Annotated in this window: 22 protein-coding genes and 1 riboswitch; of the genes, 9 read left to right on the top strand and 13 right to left on the bottom strand. The window is 68.3% G+C overall.

Annotated elements, in window-relative coordinates; all coding sequences use genetic code 11:
• Nucleotides 1-176 precede the first annotated feature (176 nt).
• Together sepH and BO226_RS00665 are read left to right on the top strand one after the other, a co-directional pair.
• Complete coding sequence (sepH, locus tag BO226_RS00670) at nucleotides 177-1046, top strand: septation protein SepH (protein WP_197481813.1); 870 nt, start codon at nucleotides 177-179, stop codon at nucleotides 1044-1046.
• A 14-nt stretch (nucleotides 1047-1060) separates the two neighbouring features.
• Nucleotides 1061-1762: a DUF6928 family protein gene (locus tag BO226_RS00665; protein WP_006551661.1), complete on the top strand. Its 702-nt coding sequence runs from the start codon at nucleotides 1061-1063 to the stop codon at nucleotides 1760-1762.
• 33 nt (nucleotides 1763-1795) lie between these two features.
• Here the strand turns inward: BO226_RS00665 and BO226_RS00660 are convergent, their stop codons facing one another.
• From BO226_RS00660 to BO226_RS00625, 8 genes are all read right to left on the bottom strand, one after another.
• Nucleotides 1796-3379, bottom strand: a complete 1584-nt coding sequence (locus tag BO226_RS00660; protein ID WP_041803552.1) for an alpha/beta hydrolase — start codon at nucleotides 3377-3379, stop codon at nucleotides 1796-1798.
• Nucleotides 3380-3506: 127 nt separating this feature from the next.
• On the bottom strand, nucleotides 3507-3932 hold the full coding sequence (locus BO226_RS00655) for a DUF7144 family membrane protein (protein WP_071934414.1): 426 nt from the start codon (nucleotides 3930-3932) through the stop codon (nucleotides 3507-3509).
• 213 nt (nucleotides 3933-4145) lie between these two features.
• Complete coding sequence (locus BO226_RS00650) at nucleotides 4146-4562, bottom strand: SHOCT domain-containing protein (RefSeq protein ID WP_019289925.1); 417 nt, start codon at nucleotides 4560-4562, stop codon at nucleotides 4146-4148.
• Nucleotides 4563-4874: 312 nt separating this feature from the next.
• Nucleotides 4875-5300: a DUF7144 family membrane protein gene (locus BO226_RS00645; RefSeq protein WP_071934413.1), complete on the bottom strand. Its 426-nt coding sequence runs from the start codon at nucleotides 5298-5300 to the stop codon at nucleotides 4875-4877.
• 101 nt (nucleotides 5301-5401) lie between these two features.
• Nucleotides 5402-5674, bottom strand: a complete 273-nt coding sequence (locus tag BO226_RS00640; RefSeq protein WP_019289927.1) for a DUF2537 domain-containing protein — start codon at nucleotides 5672-5674, stop codon at nucleotides 5402-5404.
• Entirely contained in the window at nucleotides 5671-6477 is an 807-nt protein-coding gene (locus BO226_RS00635; RefSeq protein WP_024103089.1) for a TrmH family RNA methyltransferase, read from the bottom strand. Before BO226_RS00635 ends, BO226_RS00640 begins: the two co-directional genes overlap by 4 nt.
• 115 nt (nucleotides 6478-6592) lie before the next feature.
• Nucleotides 6593-7024, bottom strand: coding sequence for a MarR family winged helix-turn-helix transcriptional regulator (locus BO226_RS00630; protein ID WP_071934412.1), 432 nt, complete (start codon nucleotides 7022-7024; stop codon nucleotides 6593-6595).
• A 44-nt stretch (nucleotides 7025-7068) separates the two neighbouring features.
• Nucleotides 7069-8538 (bottom strand): NCS2 family permease, encoded by a 1470-nt coding sequence (locus BO226_RS00625; protein WP_064255988.1) that lies wholly within the window; start codon nucleotides 8536-8538, stop codon nucleotides 7069-7071.
• A gap of 80 nt (nucleotides 8539-8618) precedes the next feature.
• On the opposite strand from BO226_RS00625, the gene BO226_RS00620 reads away from it, so the two are divergent.
• The gene (locus tag BO226_RS00620) at nucleotides 8619-8870 is read left to right on the top strand and encodes a DUF2530 domain-containing protein (protein WP_006551670.1); all 252 of its coding nucleotides are present in this window, start codon (nucleotides 8619-8621) and stop codon (nucleotides 8868-8870) included.
• Nucleotides 8871-8909: 39 nt separating this feature from the next.
• Here the strand turns inward: BO226_RS00620 and BO226_RS00615 are convergent, their stop codons facing one another.
• The 3 genes from BO226_RS00615 to BO226_RS00605 are packed head-to-tail and all read right to left on the bottom strand — an operon-like array spanning nucleotide 8910 to nucleotide 13241.
• Nucleotides 8910-9449: a phosphatase PAP2 family protein gene (locus BO226_RS00615; protein ID WP_071934411.1), complete on the bottom strand. Its 540-nt coding sequence runs from the start codon at nucleotides 9447-9449 to the stop codon at nucleotides 8910-8912.
• Nucleotides 9446-12256: a sacsin N-terminal ATP-binding-like domain-containing protein gene (locus BO226_RS00610; protein ID WP_071934410.1), complete on the bottom strand. Its 2811-nt coding sequence runs from the start codon at nucleotides 12254-12256 to the stop codon at nucleotides 9446-9448. The genes BO226_RS00615 and BO226_RS00610 overlap by 4 nt, the downstream gene beginning before the upstream one ends.
• A 1-nt stretch (nucleotide 12257) precedes the next feature.
• Complete coding sequence (locus tag BO226_RS00605; protein ID WP_442977166.1) at nucleotides 12258-13241, bottom strand: DUF3027 domain-containing protein; 984 nt, start codon at nucleotides 13239-13241, stop codon at nucleotides 12258-12260.
• 84 nt (nucleotides 13242-13325) lie between these two features.
• Here BO226_RS00605 and BO226_RS00600 point away from each other — a divergent pair, with 84 nt between their 5' ends.
• The 3 genes from BO226_RS00600 (at nucleotide 13326) to BO226_RS00590 (ending at nucleotide 16399) form a co-directional block, all read left to right on the top strand.
• Nucleotides 13326-14141, top strand: a complete 816-nt coding sequence (locus tag BO226_RS00600; RefSeq protein ID WP_006551674.1) for a glutaminyl-peptide cyclotransferase — start codon at nucleotides 13326-13328, stop codon at nucleotides 14139-14141.
• Between the two features lie 91 nt (nucleotides 14142-14232).
• Nucleotides 14233-15909, top strand: a complete 1677-nt coding sequence (locus BO226_RS00595) for an MFS transporter (RefSeq protein WP_006551675.1) — start codon at nucleotides 14233-14235, stop codon at nucleotides 15907-15909.
• Nucleotides 15878-16399 (top strand): DUF2771 domain-containing protein, encoded by a 522-nt coding sequence (locus BO226_RS00590; protein WP_231911977.1) that lies wholly within the window; start codon nucleotides 15878-15880, stop codon nucleotides 16397-16399. The genes BO226_RS00595 and BO226_RS00590 overlap by 32 nt, the downstream gene beginning before the upstream one ends.
• 68 nt (nucleotides 16400-16467) lie before the next feature.
• Here the strand turns inward: BO226_RS00590 and BO226_RS00585 are convergent, their stop codons facing one another.
• A complete protein-coding gene (locus tag BO226_RS00585) occupies nucleotides 16468-16875 on the bottom strand; it encodes a cold-shock protein (RefSeq protein ID WP_006551677.1) in 408 nt (135 codons plus the stop codon).
• A gap of 194 nt (nucleotides 16876-17069) precedes the next feature.
• Here BO226_RS00585 and BO226_RS00580 point away from each other — a divergent pair, with 194 nt between their 5' ends.
• From BO226_RS00580 to BO226_RS00570, 3 genes are all read left to right on the top strand, one after another.
• On the top strand, nucleotides 17070-17312 hold the full coding sequence (locus tag BO226_RS00580; RefSeq protein ID WP_024103084.1) for a hypothetical protein: 243 nt from the start codon (nucleotides 17070-17072) through the stop codon (nucleotides 17310-17312).
• Entirely contained in the window at nucleotides 17309-17701 is a 393-nt protein-coding gene (locus BO226_RS00575; RefSeq protein WP_024103083.1) for a YccF domain-containing protein, read from the top strand. The genes BO226_RS00580 and BO226_RS00575 overlap by 4 nt, the downstream gene beginning before the upstream one ends.
• 321 nt (nucleotides 17702-18022) lie before the next feature.
• Nucleotides 18023-18163, top strand: a riboswitch (cyclic di-AMP (ydaO/yuaA leader).
• A 10-nt stretch (nucleotides 18164-18173) separates the two neighbouring features.
• The gene (locus tag BO226_RS00570; RefSeq protein WP_006551680.1) at nucleotides 18174-18755 is read left to right on the top strand and encodes a transglycosylase family protein; all 582 of its coding nucleotides are present in this window, start codon (nucleotides 18174-18176) and stop codon (nucleotides 18753-18755) included.
• 159 nt (nucleotides 18756-18914) lie between these two features.
• Here BO226_RS00570 and BO226_RS00565 read toward each other — a convergent pair whose 3' ends face one another.
• Entirely contained in the window at nucleotides 18915-19103 is a 189-nt protein-coding gene (locus BO226_RS00565) for a hypothetical protein (RefSeq protein ID WP_006551681.1), read from the bottom strand.
• Between the last annotated feature and the right edge of the window lie 52 nt (nucleotides 19104-19155).

The raw sequence follows: 19155 nt of genomic DNA, 5'->3' as shown, positions 1-19155 counted from the left end.
GTTGTCGTCATAGTCTCGACCTCGCATCGAGACATTTCGGCGAACCCTGGACGATAACGCGCCGCGTCGGATTTCTTGCGATGTCGCTCGGCGTGGCGCGGCGTGTCCGGCCACGAAAAATATCCAGGTCGGTTACAGTCGGGCGGGTCAATCGCGATCGGCGCGAGGAGGTCAAGGTGCGAGAGCTTCGAGTGGTCGGTCTCGAGCCCGATGCTAAGCATGTGGTGCTCGCCGATCCCACGACGGGGGACAAGTTCCGCATTCCCGTCGACGACACCCTGCGCGCGGCCGCTCGCGGAGATCTGGCCCGTCTCGGCCAGATCCAGATCGAGACGACCAGCCAGCTCCGCCCTCGCGAGATCCAGGCCCGCATCCGCGGCGGCGCCTCGGTCGAACAGGTGGCCGACGAGGCCGGCGTCCCGGTCGCCAAGGTCGAACGGTTCGCCTATCCCGTCCTGCTCGAGCGATCCCGGGCCGCCGACATGGCCAAGAAGGGCCATCCCGTCCGCCCCGACGGTCCCGCCGTCGAGACCCTCCACGAGATCGTCACGCAGGCCTTCCGCGCTCGCGGGCACAGCCTCGACGAAGCCGAGTGGGACGCCTGGCGCGACGACGAGGGCTTCTGGGTCGCGCAGTTGCGGTGGCACGCCGGTCGTTCCACGAACCGCGCGCACTGGCGCTACCAGCCCGACGCTCACGGCGGCACGATCACCGCGCTCGACGACATTGCCGCCGATCTCGTCGATCCCGATTGCGGCCGTCCCCTGCGCTACCTGACCCCGGTCTACTCGGCGCGCGACGTCGACGATTCCACTGAGGTGGAGAACGCCGACCGTCACGCCCCGATCGAGCTGGAGGCTCCCGCTTCCGACGAACCGGCTCCGGAGCCGGTCGCCGACGAGGAGACCACCGTCGCCGTCACGGTGCCCGACGACGCCGATGCATCGCGCGCGTCGCAGGCTCCCGCGAAGGACAAGCGCGGCAAGCCCGCGCTCCCCTCGTGGGACGACGTGCTGCTCGGTGTGCGCAGTAACGGACGCGTCTGAGGAAGTCGTCGACGATGTCGGCGACAGTGTCGACGCTCTGGTACGTCGACGCACCCGATCCCGTAGCGGTGCTGCGCGAGTTCTCTCCGGACCGCGATGCGGCGCGAGCACTTCTGTCGCGTCTGTTCCCGGAGTTCCAGGTCGATCCCGGCGCGCGGGTACCGCTCGCCGACGCCGGGGGCACCGGCGAGGACGATGGCGCCGAACAGTTCCGGGTCGGTAGCTATCCCGGTGTGACGGTGGTGTCGAGCCCCCGATTCGCACTACGCCACCCCTCGGAGCTGCCCACGATGTGGTTGCGCACGCCCGCCGCCGAACGCACGTGCCTGCTGGCATCCGATCCGGCCGGTGCGTGGGGATCGTTCGCCGTGTGGGAGTGCGGCCGGCTGCGCCGCGGCTTCGGAGCGAACACCGTCGAGTTCTTCGAGGACCAGGGAATCCCGTTCGTATGGGAGCGGCCGTTCTGGGCGGGCGAGCATCCGCTCCGCTGGCCGCCGAACGTACCCCCTCCCCCGGAGTCCCTGCCCTTCCACCCTCGCAAGCTCGTCGAGGAGGCCCACGGGGCGTGGCTCGGGTTCCGCTATGTCGGGCGCCGCGACGACGAACTCGACCCGCGGAACATCGACACCTGGAGTTTCACGCTGCGCACCCCGGTCCCGCAGATCTCCGTCCCCGCACCGAAGACCTCCTGGTGGCGGCGACTCGCGGCGCACTGACGTGCCGTCGAGCGACGCTCCCGGTCGGACTCGTCACTCCTCTGCTCCGACAATGAATTTCACCTCGTCGATGTCGTCGGGTGTGATCTCCGGGGATTGCAGGACGAGAGCCCAGGCGTCGACGTACTCGGTACTGTACTTGTGGCCGTGCCCGGCCGGGACACCCGTGGAGAAGGGCAGATCGGCCGTGACCTGCCAGAAGGTCACGAACGGGATCCACACCATGTCCTCGAGCACGTCGCGGCCGGGGGCTTCGCCGATCCAGTCCGGCTCACTCGTGATCAGGTGCGGACTCCACCAGACGATCGGGTCCGACGGGTGCATCAGATACAGCACCCGGCTCCCCTCCCACGGCTCGTCCGTCGGCGGGATCTCCGCCTGTGGGTCGTTCGTGAACCGCACCGTGCGGCCGTCCCGGAAGACCGGTTCGATCTCGGGGCTGCCGGCCTCCCGGCGATCGCTGAACTCCCGGAAGAGGACGTTGAAGTTCGGAGGTCCGGCGAAGACCGTGCCCGACGTGCGATTGCGCAGGTCGTACTCGCCGCTGAAGGCGGTCTCCCCGCCGAACGAACCGAGGCTCTCCCCAGCCACGAGCAGTCGGGGGCGGGCGTCCTGGGGAAGCTTCGACCAGACGTCGTAGACCGCGTCGAACAGGTCGCGTCCGGCTTCCCGCGCCTTCGACTGATCGACGAGATAGGAGATCCACGAGGGCAGATAGGAGTACTGGATCGCGACCGTCGCGACGTCGCCGCCGGTGAGGTACTCGACGGAGTCCACCAGGGCCGGGTCCACCCAGCCGCTCCCCGTCGTCGTCACGACGACCAGGTTGCTCCGCTCGAATCCTCCTGCCCGGGTGAGGTCCTCGACAGCGAGGGACGCGCGATCCTCGGTGTCGTCCGCCGATGCCAGGCCGGCGTAGATCCGGATCGGTTCGAGGGCAGGACCTTCGGTGAACTCACCGAGTTGTTCGGTGGTCGGCCCCTGCCCGACGAAGATCCGCCCCTGCCACCCGAGAGAATCCCACGGAACGACCGAATCCGGTCCACCGGAGCGGAGTGCGGTCGTCGGTTGCTGCACACCTTCCTCGGTTCTCGTGTCCCGCGCCGAGAACGCCGCATTGGCGGCGTCGATGAAGCCGGCGAGGAGCACTCCGGAGACGATCGCGTACACGAGTCCCGCGACGAGAACCCACCCCACGACGTTCGCGGCCCGCTGCCCGATCCACCGGTCGAGTGTCCGTGCCGCCCAGTGGTACAGGGCGCGGATACCACGTCCGATCGCCAGCAGCACAGCGAACATCACGACCGCGACGAGCGGGGAGAGAACCGCAAGTGCCAGGTTGTACTCGGAAACCCCCATCAGAGTACGGATCTCGTGCTGCCAGTACTGGCCGAGCCCGAAGAAGACCGCGAAGAGGACCGCCCCGCAGGTGCCGAAGATCCACCACGACGCAGCCTTGGGAGACCGAGGAGGCCGGTCGGCGAAGGCGCGCCACACGAACGCGAGGAGCACGCCGAGGCCGTATCCGATCGCGGCAGTGATCCCGCAGATCATCCCCTGCAGGATCCCGCCGCGCGGAAGCAACGACGGGGTGAACGACAGGCACGCGAAAAGCACTGCACCCCAACACCCGGGAAGTGTGAGGTGCAGTGCCCACCGCCGTGCCCGCGATCGGGGAACTTCGGTCGCGACGTTCGCGCCCGGATCACCCCGGACGTTGCGGCCGTTTTCTTGCACGGTCGCGTCAGTAGTAGTCGGAGCGTGGCTGCCAGGTCGAGATCGCCCAGATCACGACCGCGTCCAACGCGATGATCAGGATCGACCACCACGGGTAGTACGGCAACCACAGGAAGTTCGCGATGATCGACAACGCGGCGATGATGATGGCCGTGACGCGAGCCCACGTGGCACCGCTCATCAACGCGAGACCGGCGACCAGCATCACGACACCGAGGACGATGTGAATCCATCCCCACGTGGTGAAGTCGAACTTGAACGTGTATTCCACGCCCTGGACGAACACTTCGTCCTCGGCCACCGCAGCGATGCCCTGGAAGATCTGGACGATGCCGACAGTTGCCAGGATGATCGCTGCTCCGATCGAGGTGCCTGCGGCGATGCCCTGTTTGACACTGACCCCGCCCCGGTCGGGGCGTACATCCTGTGACATGACAATCCTCTCGTGTACGAAGGAGACATCGACCGTGCGCCGATCCTCGCGAGGAACGGTCACGGTCCGATTCTCAGGAACAAGGGTGCCTGCGGGTTATGCTGCCACCCTTACACTTTCGACCGCCTGCTCCTCGACGCGACGAGGCGTCGAACGCACGAGCCGACCACCACGGGAGGACTCCGTCCGCAGCGCCCTCCCCGCGACGACGATTCACGCGATGGGCACGCCGTCACGTCCGGTCGTGGCGTTGCCGAGCGCCTGCGCCTTGAGGTGTTCGTACTCCGCGGGCGTGATCGCACCGGAGTCGAGCAGGGCCTTGGCATCGGCGATCTGTTGAGCCGGGGATTTCCCGACCGCCACGGTCCGGATGTATTCGTCGGTGGCCTGCTTCGCCTCGGCCTGGGCCTGTTGTGCCCGCAGAGCCATTCCCCGACCGCGAACGATCAGGTAGACCAGCGCTGTCAGGTACGGAAGGAGCACCAGACCGATGACCCACATCGCTTTGACCCAACCGGACACGGAGTGATCCCGGAAGAGGTCGACGATGATTTGGAACAGGACGATCAGGTATGCCACGAAGGCGAATACGACGACGGTGTACCACACGTAGTCCCAGAATGAATCCATAGCCGAACCTCCTCGGCCGAACCGATGGCGGGACGATGCCCCCATGAAACCACCGGAGAATGAAGATCTCGAATCCTGTTTCCCCTTGCGTTGTGCCGCTACGGCACTGCCACTACTCGCGGCCCCCGGTCCACTCATCGATACCGGCGTCGAATCGTGACGACTGTCCGATTCGGGCTTCGGCAGGTCCATCTTCAGTCATGACGACCTCCGTCCCTCTGATCGGGGAGGGCCGGATATACCATACGCCCGTTCATGGGTGGAGGACATCGGTTTGCGCAATCGGCGCGATTCGGTACCGGCTCGAGTCGGTCAGGAGTACACCGCGCGGGGGTTCCAGGTCGCGATCGCCCAGATGACCACTACATCGAGGGCGATGATCGCAAGCGCCCACCCTGGGTAGTAGGGAAGCCACATGAAATTCACCAGGATCGACAGCGCGGCGATGACCATTGCGGAGACGCGCGCCCATGTCGCCCCGGAAATCAACGCGATGCCCACGATCACCATCACGACACCGACAACGATGTGGACCCACCCCCACGTGGTGAGATCGAACGTGAACAGATACTCCTGGCCGGCGACGAAGACTTCGTCCTCGGCGACCGCAGCAATTCCCTGCAACAGTTGCAGAGCACCGATCAAGGTCATGATGATTGCGGCACCGACCGACGTTCCCGCGGCGAGACCCTGCTTGACCGACATTTCCTCCCGCTCGGCAGGCACATTGCGTGACATGATGCTCCTTCCGGATGACCCGACATCTCGAGTGTGCGCTTCGTCGGAATTCTCCAATGGAGGTTGGGGGTTTTCCGCCGGCAATCGCACCCAGAACTCGTTCAGGACACGAGCAGCGCGAGCCAGCCGAACGGCACACCGGCCAGGAAACCGGCGGCGAGCCAGCGCAGTACCTGCACCCGGAGCCACGACCACACGGTCGGCGCGACTCCCGCGACCGTCACGACATTGACGACGACGGCGAGGGCCGGATGGATCCGGCCGAGCACCTGCCCGCAGGCGACGACGGTGATGACGGTGGCGACGAAGGATAAAGCCGTCAGCGTGAGCCCCGTCGCCCAGGGAGTGGGCGCGGGACCGCGAGCCTGGCTCATCGCGGAAGCCGCACCCGCTCGTAGAACGCCATCGCAGCCGCGGTGGCCACGTTCAGCGAATCCGTGCCGACAGCCATGGGAATCCGGGCACGCACGTCGGTCGCCCGCATCGCATGTTCGGTCAGGCCCGGCCCCTCGGCGCCGAGCAGGAGCGCGACTTTTTCCCCCGTCATCGCTTCGGCGAGCGGGATCGCCCGTGGGTCCGGGGTCAGGGAGATCAGTTGGAATCCTCTGCTGCGCAACAGATCCAGGTCGTACGGCCACCGGTCGACGTGCGCGAAGGGGACCCGGAGGACGTGCCCCATCGACACGCGCACCGCACGCCGGTACAGAGCGTCGGCGCATCCTTTCCCGAAGAGCACACCGTCGACGCCGAGTCCGGCGGCGTTGCGGAACATCGAGCCGACGTTCTCGTGGTCGTTGACCCCTTCGAGCACCGCGACCGTGGTCGCCTTGTCGAGGACGTCGTCGAGCGAGAGCGGTTCGGGCCGGTGCGCGACGGCGAGCACCCCGCGGTTGAGGTGGAAGCCGACGACCTCCGCCATGGTCGCCGCATCGGTGCGGTAGAACGGCACGTCGACGTCACGCAGGTCGTCGGCGAGTTCGTCCAGCCGCCGACTCACCCCGAGCAGGCTCGTCGCAGCGAACCGGGAGTCGAGCATGCGCTGGACCACCAGCACACCCTCTGCGATCACCAGACCCTTGCCACCGGGAAGGTCGGGCCGACGGTCCGCGGAGTTGAGATCGCGGAAGTCGTCCACCCGGGGGTCGGAAGGATCGTCGATATCGATGACGTGAACCACCGGGTCATTCTCCCAGCGGCCCTGCACCCTCCCGCACCGGGTCGGTCGTCACGACCGCGGTGCGGTCGGTCGTCATCGACCGCGGTGCGGTCGGTCGTGATCGACCGCGGTGCGGTCAGTCGTCCTCAGCGACGAGCGCCGTGAAGATTCCGACGGCGTCGCGCAGCGTGGCGAGCGAGTCGGGATCGAGTTTGTCGAGCCGTTCGGTCAGCCACACTTCGCGTGCCTGCGCCTCGTCGGCGAGCAATTCCCTCCCGGCTTCGGACAGCGTCACGATGATCTGTCGTCCGTCCGTCGGGTGCGGCGTCCGCTCGACGAGACCGAGTTCGTGCAGAGACGCGATGACCCTGGTCATCGAGGGTGGTTGGACGCGTTCGCGCGCTGCCAGTGCCCCCGGGGTCATCGCACCTTCCTGCGCGAGGGTGGCCATTGCCGAGATCTGGGTCAGAGAAACTCGGGAATCGGTGCGTCTCCCCCGCAGATGACGCGTCAGACGCACAACGGCGAGTGAGAGGTCACCGGCGAGTGCGCGTGTATCCGAGATCATGGCGTGCAGAATACGTCACATCGCCCGAAACACGCGTCGGCTGCCTAGGTGAGCAGTTCCGTGAGCGGATCGACCGAGAAGTACAGGGCGAACAGCACTGCGACGATCCACATCAGCGGATGGATGGTGCGGATTTTGCCGCTCGCGGCGTGCAGGATCACCCAGGTGATGAAGCCGACGCCGATGCCGTTGGCGATCGAGTAGGTGAACGGCATGACCATGATGGTCAGGAAGGCCGGCAGCGCCACAGCGAACACCGAGAAGTCGATGTCGCGGACCTGGCCGATCATCAGGGCACCGACCACTACGAGAGCCGGAGCGGCCGCTTCGATCGGGACCACCTCGTACAGCGGGGTCAGGAACATCGCGAGCAGGAACATCACACCGGTGACCACGTTGGCCAGGCCCGTGCGGGCTCCTTCCGCGATACCCGAGGCCGATTCGACGAACACCGTGTTCGACGAGGCGGAAGCGCCACCACCGACGATGGCGCCGGTGCCCTCGACGACGAGGGCCTTGCCGATGCCGGGCAGGGTGCCGTTCTTGTCGGCCAGGCCGGCTTCCTTGCCGAGGCCGGTCATGGTGCCCATGGCGTCGAAGAAGTTCGCGAGGACGAGCGTGAACACGAGCAGGGTCGCGGCGATCACGCCGATGCGGGTGAACGCGCCGAACAGGTCGACGTTGCCGACGAGGCTCAGGTTCGGGATGCCGAAGAAGGAGTCGGGGGCGTCGGGGGTGCTGAGGTTCCAGCCCTTGGGGTTGGTGCCCAGCGACGGGCCGACGTCGGCGATGGCCTCGATGATCATCGACAGGATCGTCGTGGCGACGATGCCGATCAGCAGTCCGCCGCGCACCTTGCGTGCGACGAGCACACCCATGAGCAGCACACCGACGACGAAGACGAAGGTCGGCCACGACGCGATGGAGCCGTCGATGCCCAGGCCGACAGGGACGGTGGTGCCGGCGGCGTCGGGGATGCGGCGGACGAAGCCGGCGTCGACGAGGCCGATCATGGCGATGAAGGCGCCGATACCGGCAGCGATGGCGGCCTTGAGTTCTGCCGGGATCGCGTTGAAGACCGCGGTGCGGAAACCGGTCAGGGCCAGCACGACGATGATGATGCCGTCGATGACCACCAGGCCCATCGCTTCGGGCCAGGTGACCTGCGGCGCGATGGTCACCGCCAGCAGGCTGTTGATGCCGAGGCCGGCGGCGATGGCGAACGGATAGTTGGCGACCACACCGAAGACGATGCTCATGAAGCCGGCGACCAGCGCGGTGACGGCGGCGACCTGGTTGATGGGCAGGATGTTGCCCATCACGTCGATCTTCGCGCTCGCGTCGTCGGCGGAGAAGCTACCGAGGATCAGCGGGTTGAGGACCACGATGTACGACATCGCGAAGAACGTGACGATGCCGCCACGAACCTCTCGGGACACGGTGGAACCGCGTTCGGTGATCTTGAAATAGGTGTCCAGGAAGGACGTTCGCTTGGAGTCGGTGCCTACGGCCATGTCCACAAATCCGCTCGTCGAGTACGGGGCGTCGCAACGGGAACCGATTATTGCAGCGCGAAGGAACTAATCTGCAAACCGTGGAACCCGCCCAGCTCGTCGCAGCCCGCATCCGACGCCTCGCCGACCCTCGCCCCGCGCTTGCCGTGGGAACCGGTCTGTGGGTGGTGGCGACCGTCGTCGTGGCGGTGGTGGGCGGCGAACTCCGGGACGATGTGCTTCCGGTCTGCGTGGCGGGAATCGTGGTGGGGCTGCTGGGAACTGCGCTCTTCCTGTTGCAGCGTCGCGCCGCCCGACGCGGTGACCGGGGTGCCCAGGCGGGGCTGGACTGACCCTCGCCCACGGCCGTCCGCGACAAGCCCACAGCGGTGTCAGCGACGGATCCGCACCCGAGTGATCAACCACACCCACAGCAGGGCCCATGTGATCCCGAAGATCCAGCCTGCGACGACATCGGTGAACCAGTGCGCCGCGAGGTAGACGCGAGAGAGCCCGATCACGAGGGTGTAACCGGCGAGCGCGATCGTCGCGGCGGTCCGGCGGCGATCGCCGCGCGGCCACGTGCGCACGACGACCGCGACGAGCACCGTGGCCAGAACTGCGCTGGTCATCGCGTGTCCGGACGGGAACGACTCGGTGTGCAGGGCCAGGAGCCGTTCGGGTTCCGGTGGCCGGACACGGCCGAACAGATTCTTGAGCAACACCATCAACGGCCAGCCCGTGAGGACCGCTCCGGCGACGAGGACGGCGTCGGACAGGCGATCGGCCCGCACCAGCAGCAGCGTCGTCGCCGCGGCGATCAGGCTCGTCGCGACTCCCCCGCCCGTGTGGGTGAGTGCGGTCACCGCGGTGGTCAGCCACGGCTCGCGGAGCGACACCATCCAGTCGAGCACCGCGGCATCGAGCGTCACGGTTCGGTTCTCACGTCCGGAGCCGTGAGCGCGGTGAGTGCCGCGGCCAGGCCGATCGGTGTGCTGTGGACGGTGCCGGTCGCGTCGACCCACCACGGGACCTCGACCTCACCGGTCAGGGCTCCGGAGCAGCGGAGGACGAGTCGGTCGTGCAGCGCGAGTACGCCGCGCGGAAGCGGCACCCCGGCGACGATTCCGGCCAGGACCGCGGCCGGTTCGCGCTCCCACGTCGAACTCCTCCCCTGCTCGACGGGTTCGGCGTCGACCACCGCGGACGCCACGGCGATGTCGAGCACGTCCGCGAGCGCGTGGGCGGTTCCCCTGCCGCCGGTGACGAGGCGGTCGTGCGGGATCGCGGCCGCGAACCACGGACGGTCGGGTACGAGAGCGTCGACTGCGTCGACGACGACACCCGACAGGCTGCGCACCCCGTCGGGCAGAGTGACCGACTCGGGATCGAGACCACCCGACGAGAACGCCGCGGCGAGCGCGTCGTGCGCGGCGACGATCGCGGCCGGCCCCGGCGACCTGCTGTCGTCCGCGAGCCGGTCGAGCAGTGTCTGTGCCAGTTCGATGTCGTCGATCCGCGTTCCGGCGAGGGCGCTGCGGAAGGCCGATGCGTCGGGGTGGGTACAGGGATCGAGCAGACCTTCGAAGAGGGTGTCGTCGGCGAACCGGTAGTGGCCCAGAGGTCGGCCGTCGAGCGACGCGCGGGTGCGCAGATACCACGCCGTATATCCGGCGGGGTCGGCGATCGCTTCGGCCGTCGTGGGCTCGGCGGCCAGCAGGGTCAACGCCCGCGACCAGCGGCGATCGTCGACGAGATCGAGGTCGCGCACCGCGACGAGCACCTCGGGATCGTCGTCGAGCCGCTCCCACCACAGGTGTTCGTCGGGCAGATCGTGGTCGGGGCCGGTCGGCAGTTCCGCACGCAGGACCGTGAATCCCCAGCCCACACCGATCGCCCGCAGGGCGTCGGCCCCGTACCGGTCGACGACGGACGCGTCGACGGTGCCGAAGGGCGCGTCCTCGACGAGTACTTCTGCGAGCGGTGCACCGGGAAGCAGGAGTTCGTCGGCGGGGACGAGGTCGCCGTGGGTGTCGGGCAGCAGCAGTGCCCCGAGTTCGCGGGGCACGGCCGCGGGCGACACGAGCGGCACCAGTCGCAGCACGACGTCGGCGAGCTCACCGGCCGGGAGGTCGCCCTCCGGGTGGAGGTCGTCGGGATCGGTGTCCTCGACGGCCGCGACGAGCGCCGGGTCGGCGAGCAGGTCCTCGACCGTCACGGTGCCGGCTCCGAGCCAGGCGAGCAGCGGATGCGCGGCGTCGGGATGGACGAGACGCACCCACGGCATGGACACCGGGCCGATATCCTGCAGTTGCGTTGCGAGAACGGCCGTACGCGGGCCGGTCACGGTCCGTCCGTCCGACAGCGGAACCGGCAGCGATGCGAGTTCCTCGGCCGCGACCGCGTCGACGACGAGCGGAGTGAGCGCCTCGTACAGGCGGTTCCACCACTTCGGATCGCGTTCGTGCCCGGAGAGCAGTTCGGCCAGTCGCGCGAGACCGAGCCGGTGCACGCCGACGGCGGACAGCGCGGACGCATGTCGCGGCCCGCACAACTCGGGGATCACGAGCCCCGGGACCACCTCGCCGAGGACGTCGGCGAGGTCGTCGGTGAGACCGGGAAGTGCGACGGCCCGGTCGGGCACCAGATCGGCGCTGCGGTCGGCGGCGGGAAGCCACGCGCCGGCAGCCAACTCGTCGAGGATCGCCTCGCGGATGCGTTCGTCGACCTCGCTGCGCGCGAAACCCGGCAGGGGCACGAGGTCGAGTCGCTGCTCGGCGGGCAGAGCCGCGACGAACCGCGCGTATCCGCGGGCGACGTTCTCGACGTGGGCTCCGGGAAGCACGCGCCTCCGGTCGGGTTGCATGGCGACGTCGGCGACGACGATCGCGGGAAGTGACAGCTCCTCGTCGGAGCGGGTGGGGGCACGCAGGACATCGCTGCGGACCGGGTCGACCCGCCCGTCGACGACGGGCACCAGCCATCGCGCCGACGCTCCGGTGAACTCCCACCAGGTGCGATCGCCGATCCGCACCTCCCACAGGCCGCTGTCGAGTTCGCGCCGGTGACGGGTGAATTCGTCGTCGGCGACGAGGACGGTGTGCAAGCCCGGGAGTTCGAGCAGGATGTCGTGGGCCTCGGATCGGAAGGCGTCGAGCAGTGCGACCGGGTCCACCCCGGGGCGCAGGGTCAGCACGACCTCGGTGTCGCTGCCGGTCGCCGGCGGGGCCTCCGTCGGCCACACCAGGCGCAGCGCCGGGACACCCGACTCCGGCTCGGGCAGGTTCCGCTCGGCCAGCACCGCGCGGGTGCGCTCGGCCGAGAAGTGGAGCGAACCGGTGCGCGAACGCACCTCGATGTCGTCGGAGACCGACAGCACCGCCGTGAAGCCGACACCGAACCGCCCCACGGTGGATCCGGCGCCGGTCTTGTTCGACGAGCGCAGTGCGGTCAGCGCGTGGACACCGCCCTCGTGGAGCGGCTCACCGATGTTCGCGACGTGGAGACGGCCGTCGGCGAACCAGACACGCAGCTCACCCGGTACATCGGCACGCGCGGCGGCGTCGGCGGCGTTCTGGGCGAGCTCGGTCAACACGCGGTCGCGGTAACCCGCGCGGACATGATCGGCCTCGGTCGCCGCGTCCTCGCGCAGACGGGTGGGCGACGACGACCAGGCCGCGAGGATCCCTTCGCGTAACGCCGCGGTCCCGAACGGATCCGCGGGGTCCGGCCGGGTCACGTCAGTCGGTCTGTTCCGACTCGGACGGGGACGGCTCGGACGCTGACGACTCGGGGGCAGACGACTCGGGGGCAGACGACTCGGGGGCGAGCTCGTCCGTGGAATCGGTCGGCGTGGACTCGGTGCTCACGACCTCTGTGCTCACGACCTCGGTGCTCACGACCTCGGTGGTCGCGGACTCCGCAGGCGCCGAGCAGGCCGGTCCGACCTCGACGACCTCCACTGCCGAATCGTCGAACGCCTCATAGATCGGCGAGCCGGCGCCGGTGGGCAAGGTCGTGTCGGAATGCGCGCCGCATCCGTACTCGGCGTGCACGACGTGACCGTCGGCGGCGAACTCGTTGCCGCAGACGCCGAAGGCCGCACGCAGCGATCCGGCGAGCGGAAGATAGAAACCACACAGGCGGCACGAGGACGGAGCGGCCTTCGCCATCTCCGAGTCGGGACCGTATTCGCTGTCGAACCAGCGCTGCGCTGCCTCGAGGCGACCTTCCAGACTCATGACCTGCTTGCGGCCCAGCCCGATCTCGAGGGCGGTCTCATCGACCTCGGGGTCGCCGGACAGCATGTAGCCGGGAACCAGGCGCACGTCGTCGGGAGCGGGAGCCAGCAGGTCGCCGGGACCCAGATCGCCGGGACGGATCCGCTCGCTCCACGGCACCCACGCGGGGGCGACGAGCGCGTCGGGACCGGGCAGGAGCACGAGTTCGCTCACAGTCACCCGATCCGAATCCGGGGCGGCGGCCACGACGACGGCCCACTGCCAACCGCGGTAACCCGGCAGCTCCGAGGCGAAACGATGGGTGGCCGAGCACTCGTCCTCGCGCGTCACGCCCAGATAGGCGCCGACTCCACCGTCTCCGAGTTCGTCGAGTGCGGCCCGAGCGAGGTCGACGGCGTCGGCGAGCACGGAACGCACCGCCGGATCGACCACGGGGTTCGTTCCTCGGGAAGTGGAAGCAGAGGCAACACTCACGACCCCCATTCTGCCTGACCTGTCTGCTCCGGCGCCTGCGGGTCGCGGAAGGTCGTACAGGCACCGTTCACACGCGAGGTGCAGGATGGGCGCGTGCCCCGTCTTCTCCTCTCGGCCGCGGTCGCGACGGTCGTCTGCGTCACCACCGCCGGATGCGGCGACGATCTCGTCGCCGAACCCGGTCCACCCGCCACCGAACTCGGTGTGGAAGTCGTCGCCACGCACCCCCACGATCCGGAGGCGTTCACCCAGGGCCTCGAGATCGATGAGGGCGAACTGCTCGAAGGCACCGGCCGGGCCGGGCGCTCGTGGGTGTCGGCCCGAGAGGTCGACCTCGACGGCGGGACCGTCACCCTCGCCGAGACCGAGCGCACCCGCGAACCCGTCCTCGACGACCTCTTCGGTGAGGGCATCACCGTGGTCGGCGACGAGGTGTGGCAGCTGACCTGGAAGGACGGCACGGCCGTCCTCCGCGATCGCGACACCCTGCTCGAGAAGCGCCGGGTCGACTACGACGGCGAGGGCTGGGGGCTGTGCGCGCAACCCGGCCGTCTGGTGATGAGCGACGGCTCGGCCGAGCTGATCTTCCGCGACCCCGTCACCTTCGACGAACTCGGGCGCGTCACCGTGCACCGGGACGGACGTGCCGTGTCGAAGCTCAACGAACTCGAGTGCGCCGAGGACGGCAGGGTCTGGGCGAACGTGTGGCAGACGGACGAGATCGTGCTGATCGATCCGGCCTCGGGCCGTGTGGAGGCCCGGGTCGACGCGGCTCCGCTGCGTGATCGGCTGCCCGCGGGAGCCGATGTGGACGTCCTCAACGGCATCGCACGGATCCCCGGGACCGATCGGTTCCTGGTGACGGGCAAGTACTGGCCGACGCTGTTCGAAGTGCGTTTCGTGGAGTGATCCGGGTGGCATACCGATCGCGGCACGCGTCACTCGGGCCACGTGCCGCCCTTGTGTTACAGCCGCTATCGCGTGGGGAAGAATCGAAGACGTGACCGAACCGGACGAGCGACCCGCCCCCGAGGGAGCGGACGGCCGTGTCCCGGGTTCGCAGCATCCGGGGTACAGCAACTATCCGCCTCCGCGCCGCGTCTCGGGCCGTCGCACTCCCCTGCCGCCCCTGCATCCCGTCGACCATCCGCGCCGACCGCCGGGTGCGTCGGCGGCCGGTCGGGCGGAGTCCTCGTCCGAGACCGACTCACCGCGCGCTCCGCGCATGCCGCGGAAACTGACGGTGACGCGGGTCGCGGCCCTGCGCAGCCGCGAACTCACCTCGAAGGGCATCGCGACCTTCCGCCGAGCGGCCACGGCCGACGGCGCCGACAAGTCGGGCCTGACGGCGCTCACCTACGCGACGATGGCGAACTTCGCCTCCGACGCGGCCATCGCCGTCGCGCTCGCGAACACCCTGTTCTTCTCGGCGGCCACCGGTGAGGACAGGACGAAGGTCGCGCTGTATCTGCTCATCACGATCGCGCCGTTCGCGATCATCGCCCCGCTCATCGGGCCGCTGCTCGACAGGTTGCAGCACGGTCGTCGCGTCGCGCTGGCGACGTCCTTCGCGCTGCGCACGGTGCTCGCGGTAGTGCTGGTGTTCAACTTCGACAGCTGGCTGTTGTATCCGGCGGCGCTCGGCATGATGGTGCTGAGCAAATCGTTCGCGGTGCTCAAATCCGCGGTGACACCCAGAGTCCTGCCACCGGAGATCGATCTGGTGCGGGTGAACTCCCGGTTGACGGTCTTCGGCCTGGTCGGCGGCACGATCGGTGCCGGCGCGATCGCGGCGGCCGCGGCATGGGCATTCGGTTCGTCGGGCGCACTGTGGCTGTGCGCCGGGATTACCGCATTCGGCGCCTACCTGAGCATGCGTATCCCCGCCTGGGTCGAGGTCACCGAGGGTGAGGTGCCGGCGACGCTGTCGTACCACCGCTCCGACGCGCGCACCGAGGTGCTGAACGCCGACACCGTGACCGAGGTGATCGTCACCAAGTCCGGGAAACGGAAGCAGCCGCTGGGACGGGCGGTGGTGACCGGACTGTGGGGCAACGGCACGATCCGCATCCTCACCGGCTTCCTGACCTTGTTCATGGCGTTCGTCGCGAAGAACACCACCGGACAGGATCCGCTCATGCAGGCCGCGATGCTCGGTGGTGTCGGTGCCGCCGCCGCGGTCGGCAACTTCGCGGGCAACGCGACCGGAGCGCGACTCGCGCTCGGACGGCCCGCTCTCATCGTCGTGCGGTGCACCGCCGCGGTCGTCGTCGTGTCCGCCGTCGTCGCTGCGACCGGCAACGTCCTGGCCGCCGCGCTGGCGGCGCTCGTGGCGGCGTGCGCCAGCGCGCTGGCCAAGGTCTCGCTCGACGCATCGCTCCAGCAGGACCTTCCCGAGGAGTCCATCGCGTCCGGATTCGGCAGGTCCGAGACGGTTCTCCAGCTCAGCTGGGTGTTCGGCGGAGCGATGGGTGTGCTGTTGCCGACCGAACTGTGGCTCGGGTTCGCTGTGGTCTCCGTCGTGCTGGTTCTCGGATTCGCGCAGACGGTGCTGACATACCGTGGGGGGACATTGCTGCCGGGATTCGGCGGCCGTCGACCCGAACGCGTCTCCACCGAGACGGCTGCCGGGCGGAGGCGCGCCGGTGGATCCCCCACCGAAGATTGGAACAGTTGAGTTGCAGGCCCGGACGAAGAAGACTCTCGCGCTGCTGCTGGTGGCCCTGGTGGTCGTGGTAGCGGGAGTCGCCGCCACGGTGTGGAAACTGGTCGATTCGGCCGAGCCCACGCTCCCCACCATCACCGCGTACGCACGGGGAAAGACCGTGACGGTCGATCCCGCGCAGCACTGCAATCTCTATCTCGAGGACTGCGTGGAGAACCCGATCGGTCAGCTCGACGTGCCGGCCGGCTACCCGCTGCAGCTGTCGCTTCCGAACGAGATCGCCGATGCTCCGTGGCGCATCCTCACCGTCTACGGCGACACGCAGACCGGGCAGACCTACATCGACGGCGCGATGTTCGAGGCCGGTGCACGCCGCACCCTCACCGTGGAGAGCTCCCCGGAGCTGCAGTTGCTCGGAGTGGAGATCCAGCTGCCGTCGGCCGTCGTCGACGAGGCCGGTGAACCGATCGCGCACGCCGTGTGGGCCGTCAAGACGTTCTGAGTCCCGACCCCGCATACGACGACGGGCCGTCCTCGCACACGGCGAGGACGGCCCGTCGTGGTTCGTCCCTAGTGATCGAGCTCGCGCGCGATCGCCCGCATGACCTCGGAGATGCGCTGCCCGGTCTTGCGGTCGGGGTAACGCCCGCGCCGCAGATCGGGCTGGACCGCTGCTTCGAGCAACTTGATCATGTCCTCGACCATGCCGTGCAGTTCGTCCGGCGCGCGGCGCTTCTGCTGGGCGGGAGCCTCGCGGCGACCCTGCCGCAACGTGGGCTGCTCGAGGAGCTCGACCTTCAGCGCCTGCGGACCCCGACGGCCCACCGCCATACCGAACTCGACGCGCTGACCGGGCTTGAGCGCTTCCACTCCCTCCGGCAGTGCCGAGGCGCGGACGTAGACGTCCTCACCCTCGTCCTGGGACAGGAAGCCGAAGCCCTTCTCGACGTCGTACCACTTCACCTTGCCGGTCGGCACCGCGCTCACCTGCTCCTCGAAAGCTGTGCCCCACAGCGGGGCAACCCGTTTACCATGCAAAACAACGCGCCCCGGCTCGGTCGAGCGGGACGCGTAGACACCTGTCAGTGTACCCGCAGAGGTGGGTCCGCTCCCGAATCGTCTTCCCGCTCCCGGACGTCACCGTCCGTCCTTGCGGCGACTACCGTGGTCACGTGGGTACTTCATCTTCGGATTCGTCTGCCGCCCCGCGTAACGGCCTCCTGAAAGCCGCGATCGCCTGCTTCGTCGTCGGTGTGGTGGCGGTCGTCGCCATCTTCCTCATTCCGGCGGTCACCGACGGCACGCCCGGACTCGCGCTGTATCTGTTGACCCTCGCATGGCCGTTGGGTTTCGCCCTCGCCATCGCCTTCGCGCTGCGCTCGGGCCGGCGCGCTCGGAACGGAGACCGGACATGAGGATCCTGCTCAACATCATCTGGTTGATCTTCGGCGGGCTGTGGCTCGCGCTCGGCTACTTCGCGGCAGGTCTGATCTGCTGCATCCTCATCATCACCATCCCGTTCGGCATCGCGTCGTTCCGGATCGGTATCTACGCGCTCTGGCCGTTCGGCAAGACGACGGTCGACAAGCCGACGGCCGGCACCATGTCGCTGATCGGCAACGTCATCTGGATCCTGGTGGCCGGTATCTGGCTGGCCCTCGGCCACATCGCCACCGCGCTCGCCATGGCCGTCACGATCATCGGCATCCCGCTCGCCGTCGCCAACCTGAAGATGATCCCGATCTCCCTGATGCCCCTGGGGAAGGAGATCGTTCCTGTGGATGCCCGCCCGAGTTACATGTGATCTTTCTCACATAACGAGCCGATAACGAGCAGGACTCGAAACGAAATTTCGGGTACCCGGACCCCACTACCTGGGACTTCATTCCCTGGTCCGCGCCACACACGTCTGTCGCCACACGAATCGGCGCGTTATCAATTGGTGACACTTCGCCCTCGGAACCGTTACCGTCATGTCCGGTCGAACCGCCTGGCTCGACCGGTCCGGAACCGCCGCGCCAAATTCCTGTCCCGTGGTTCCGGAAGTCCCGACGAACGATCCACAGGGGACAGGAAACGGGGGACCCACCGGTCTCCCAGGAACCGATCGGCCCACAGCCGGACGGTGTCCAGGAGGCCCGGGCCGACGCAAGCGCGACGGTCCTCGGGGTGAAGCCGAAGGCGCTCCCAACGGAGCGACACGGCCGGGCGACCTCTTCAGCCCGAACCCGACAGCTGACCTCGTAGGTGCGTACGGAGAGGAACACGGAACCGACATGAGCGGACGCCATCGCAAGCCCACCAATACCGGTCGTACCGTCGCGAAGTTCGCGCTGACGGGCGCAGTCCTCGGCGTCACGGGTGTCGCGTTCAGCGGCACGGCCGCTGCCGCCCCCGACTCCGACTGGGACCGCCTCGCACAGTGCGAGTCCGGCGGCAACTGGGGAATCAACACCGGCAACGGCTACCACGGTGGCCTGCAGTTCTCGCCGAGCACCTGGAACGCCTACGGCGGCCAGGAATACGCCGCCTCGGCCAGCCAGGCCAGCCGCGAGCAGCAGATCGCCGTCGCCGAGCGTGTCCTCGCCGGCCAGGGCTGGGGCGCATGGCCCTCCTGCTCGTCGAGCCTCGGCCTGTCGAGCGCGCCCACGCAGCGCTCCGTCGACGCGGCGCCCGCCGAGACCCCTGCGCCGGCCATCCAGAACGCTGTCCCGCAGCTTCCGGAGACCCCCGCTGTCCCCGCCGAGGTCCAGGGCATCCTGGCCGGCTTCGAGCAGGGCGTCACCGCACTCCAGGACGCCGGTGTCGAGCTCGACCCGAACATCCTGGACGCCGTTCGCGCGGTGCTCCCGCAGTAACACCCCGAACATCCCGGAAGGGCCTCGCACCGTTCACGGTGCGAGGCCCTTCCGCATATGCGGACGACCTTCGTTCATCCCTCACACACGACGGCGCCCGGCCCCCACGAAGGGACCGGGCGCCGTACGGAAGAGTCTGTTCGGTGATCCGCGATCGGATCAGCGGTTGATCACCGTCTTCGGATGCGTGTAGGGCAGGTCCTCGACCGGCAACGGGAACACGGTGTCCTCACCGTACGGGGAGAGCGGACCGGAACGCGTGGACGACAGTTCGGTGACAGCGTGCTCACCGTCGGCCAGCTCGGGCCATCCGTGGTCGACGTAATGCTTTTTCGAAGAGGTAGCCATGCGCTCATTTTGGCAGGTGAGTTCGGGGCCTGCTACCGCAGGTCTCTAATCT

The sequence above is a fragment of the Rhodococcus sp. 2G genome (assembly GCF_001886355.1).
In the GTDB taxonomy this organism is placed as follows: domain Bacteria; phylum Actinomycetota; class Actinomycetes; order Mycobacteriales; family Mycobacteriaceae; genus Rhodococcus; species Rhodococcus pyridinivorans.
The sequence above is the reverse complement of the archived record's forward strand: the minus strand, read 5'-3'. Positions and strand labels throughout refer to the sequence as shown.

Coding starts and splice junctions, on each gene's coding strand:
- BO226_RS00650 (WP_019289925.1), bottom strand. CDS start 4,562: ATGGATTCATTCTGGGACTACGTGTGGTACACCGTCGTCGTATTCGCC.
- BO226_RS00570 (WP_006551680.1), top strand. CDS start 18,174: ATGAGCGGACGCCATCGCAAGCCCACCAATACCGGTCGTACCGTCGCG.
- BO226_RS00605 (WP_442977166.1), bottom strand. CDS start 13,241: ATGGGGGTCGTGAGTGTTGCCTCTGCTTCCACTTCCCGAGGAACGAAC.
- BO226_RS00575 (WP_024103083.1), top strand. CDS start 17,309: ATGAGGATCCTGCTCAACATCATCTGGTTGATCTTCGGCGGGCTGTGG.
- BO226_RS00655 (WP_071934414.1), bottom strand. CDS start 3,932: ATGTCACAGGATGTACGCCCCGACCGGGGCGGGGTCAGTGTCAAACAG.
- BO226_RS00665 (WP_006551661.1), top strand. CDS start 1,061: ATGTCGGCGACAGTGTCGACGCTCTGGTACGTCGACGCACCCGATCCC.
- BO226_RS00640 (WP_019289927.1), bottom strand. CDS start 5,674: ATGAGCCAGGCTCGCGGTCCCGCGCCCACTCCCTGGGCGACGGGGCTC.
- BO226_RS00630 (WP_071934412.1), bottom strand. CDS start 7,024: ATGATCTCGGATACACGCGCACTCGCCGGTGACCTCTCACTCGCCGTT.
- BO226_RS00625 (WP_064255988.1), bottom strand. CDS start 8,538: ATGGCCGTAGGCACCGACTCCAAGCGAACGTCCTTCCTGGACACCTAT.
- BO226_RS00565 (WP_006551681.1), bottom strand. CDS start 19,103: ATGGCTACCTCTTCGAAAAAGCATTACGTCGACCACGGATGGCCCGAG.
- BO226_RS00645 (WP_071934413.1), bottom strand. CDS start 5,300: ATGTCACGCAATGTGCCTGCCGAGCGGGAGGAAATGTCGGTCAAGCAG.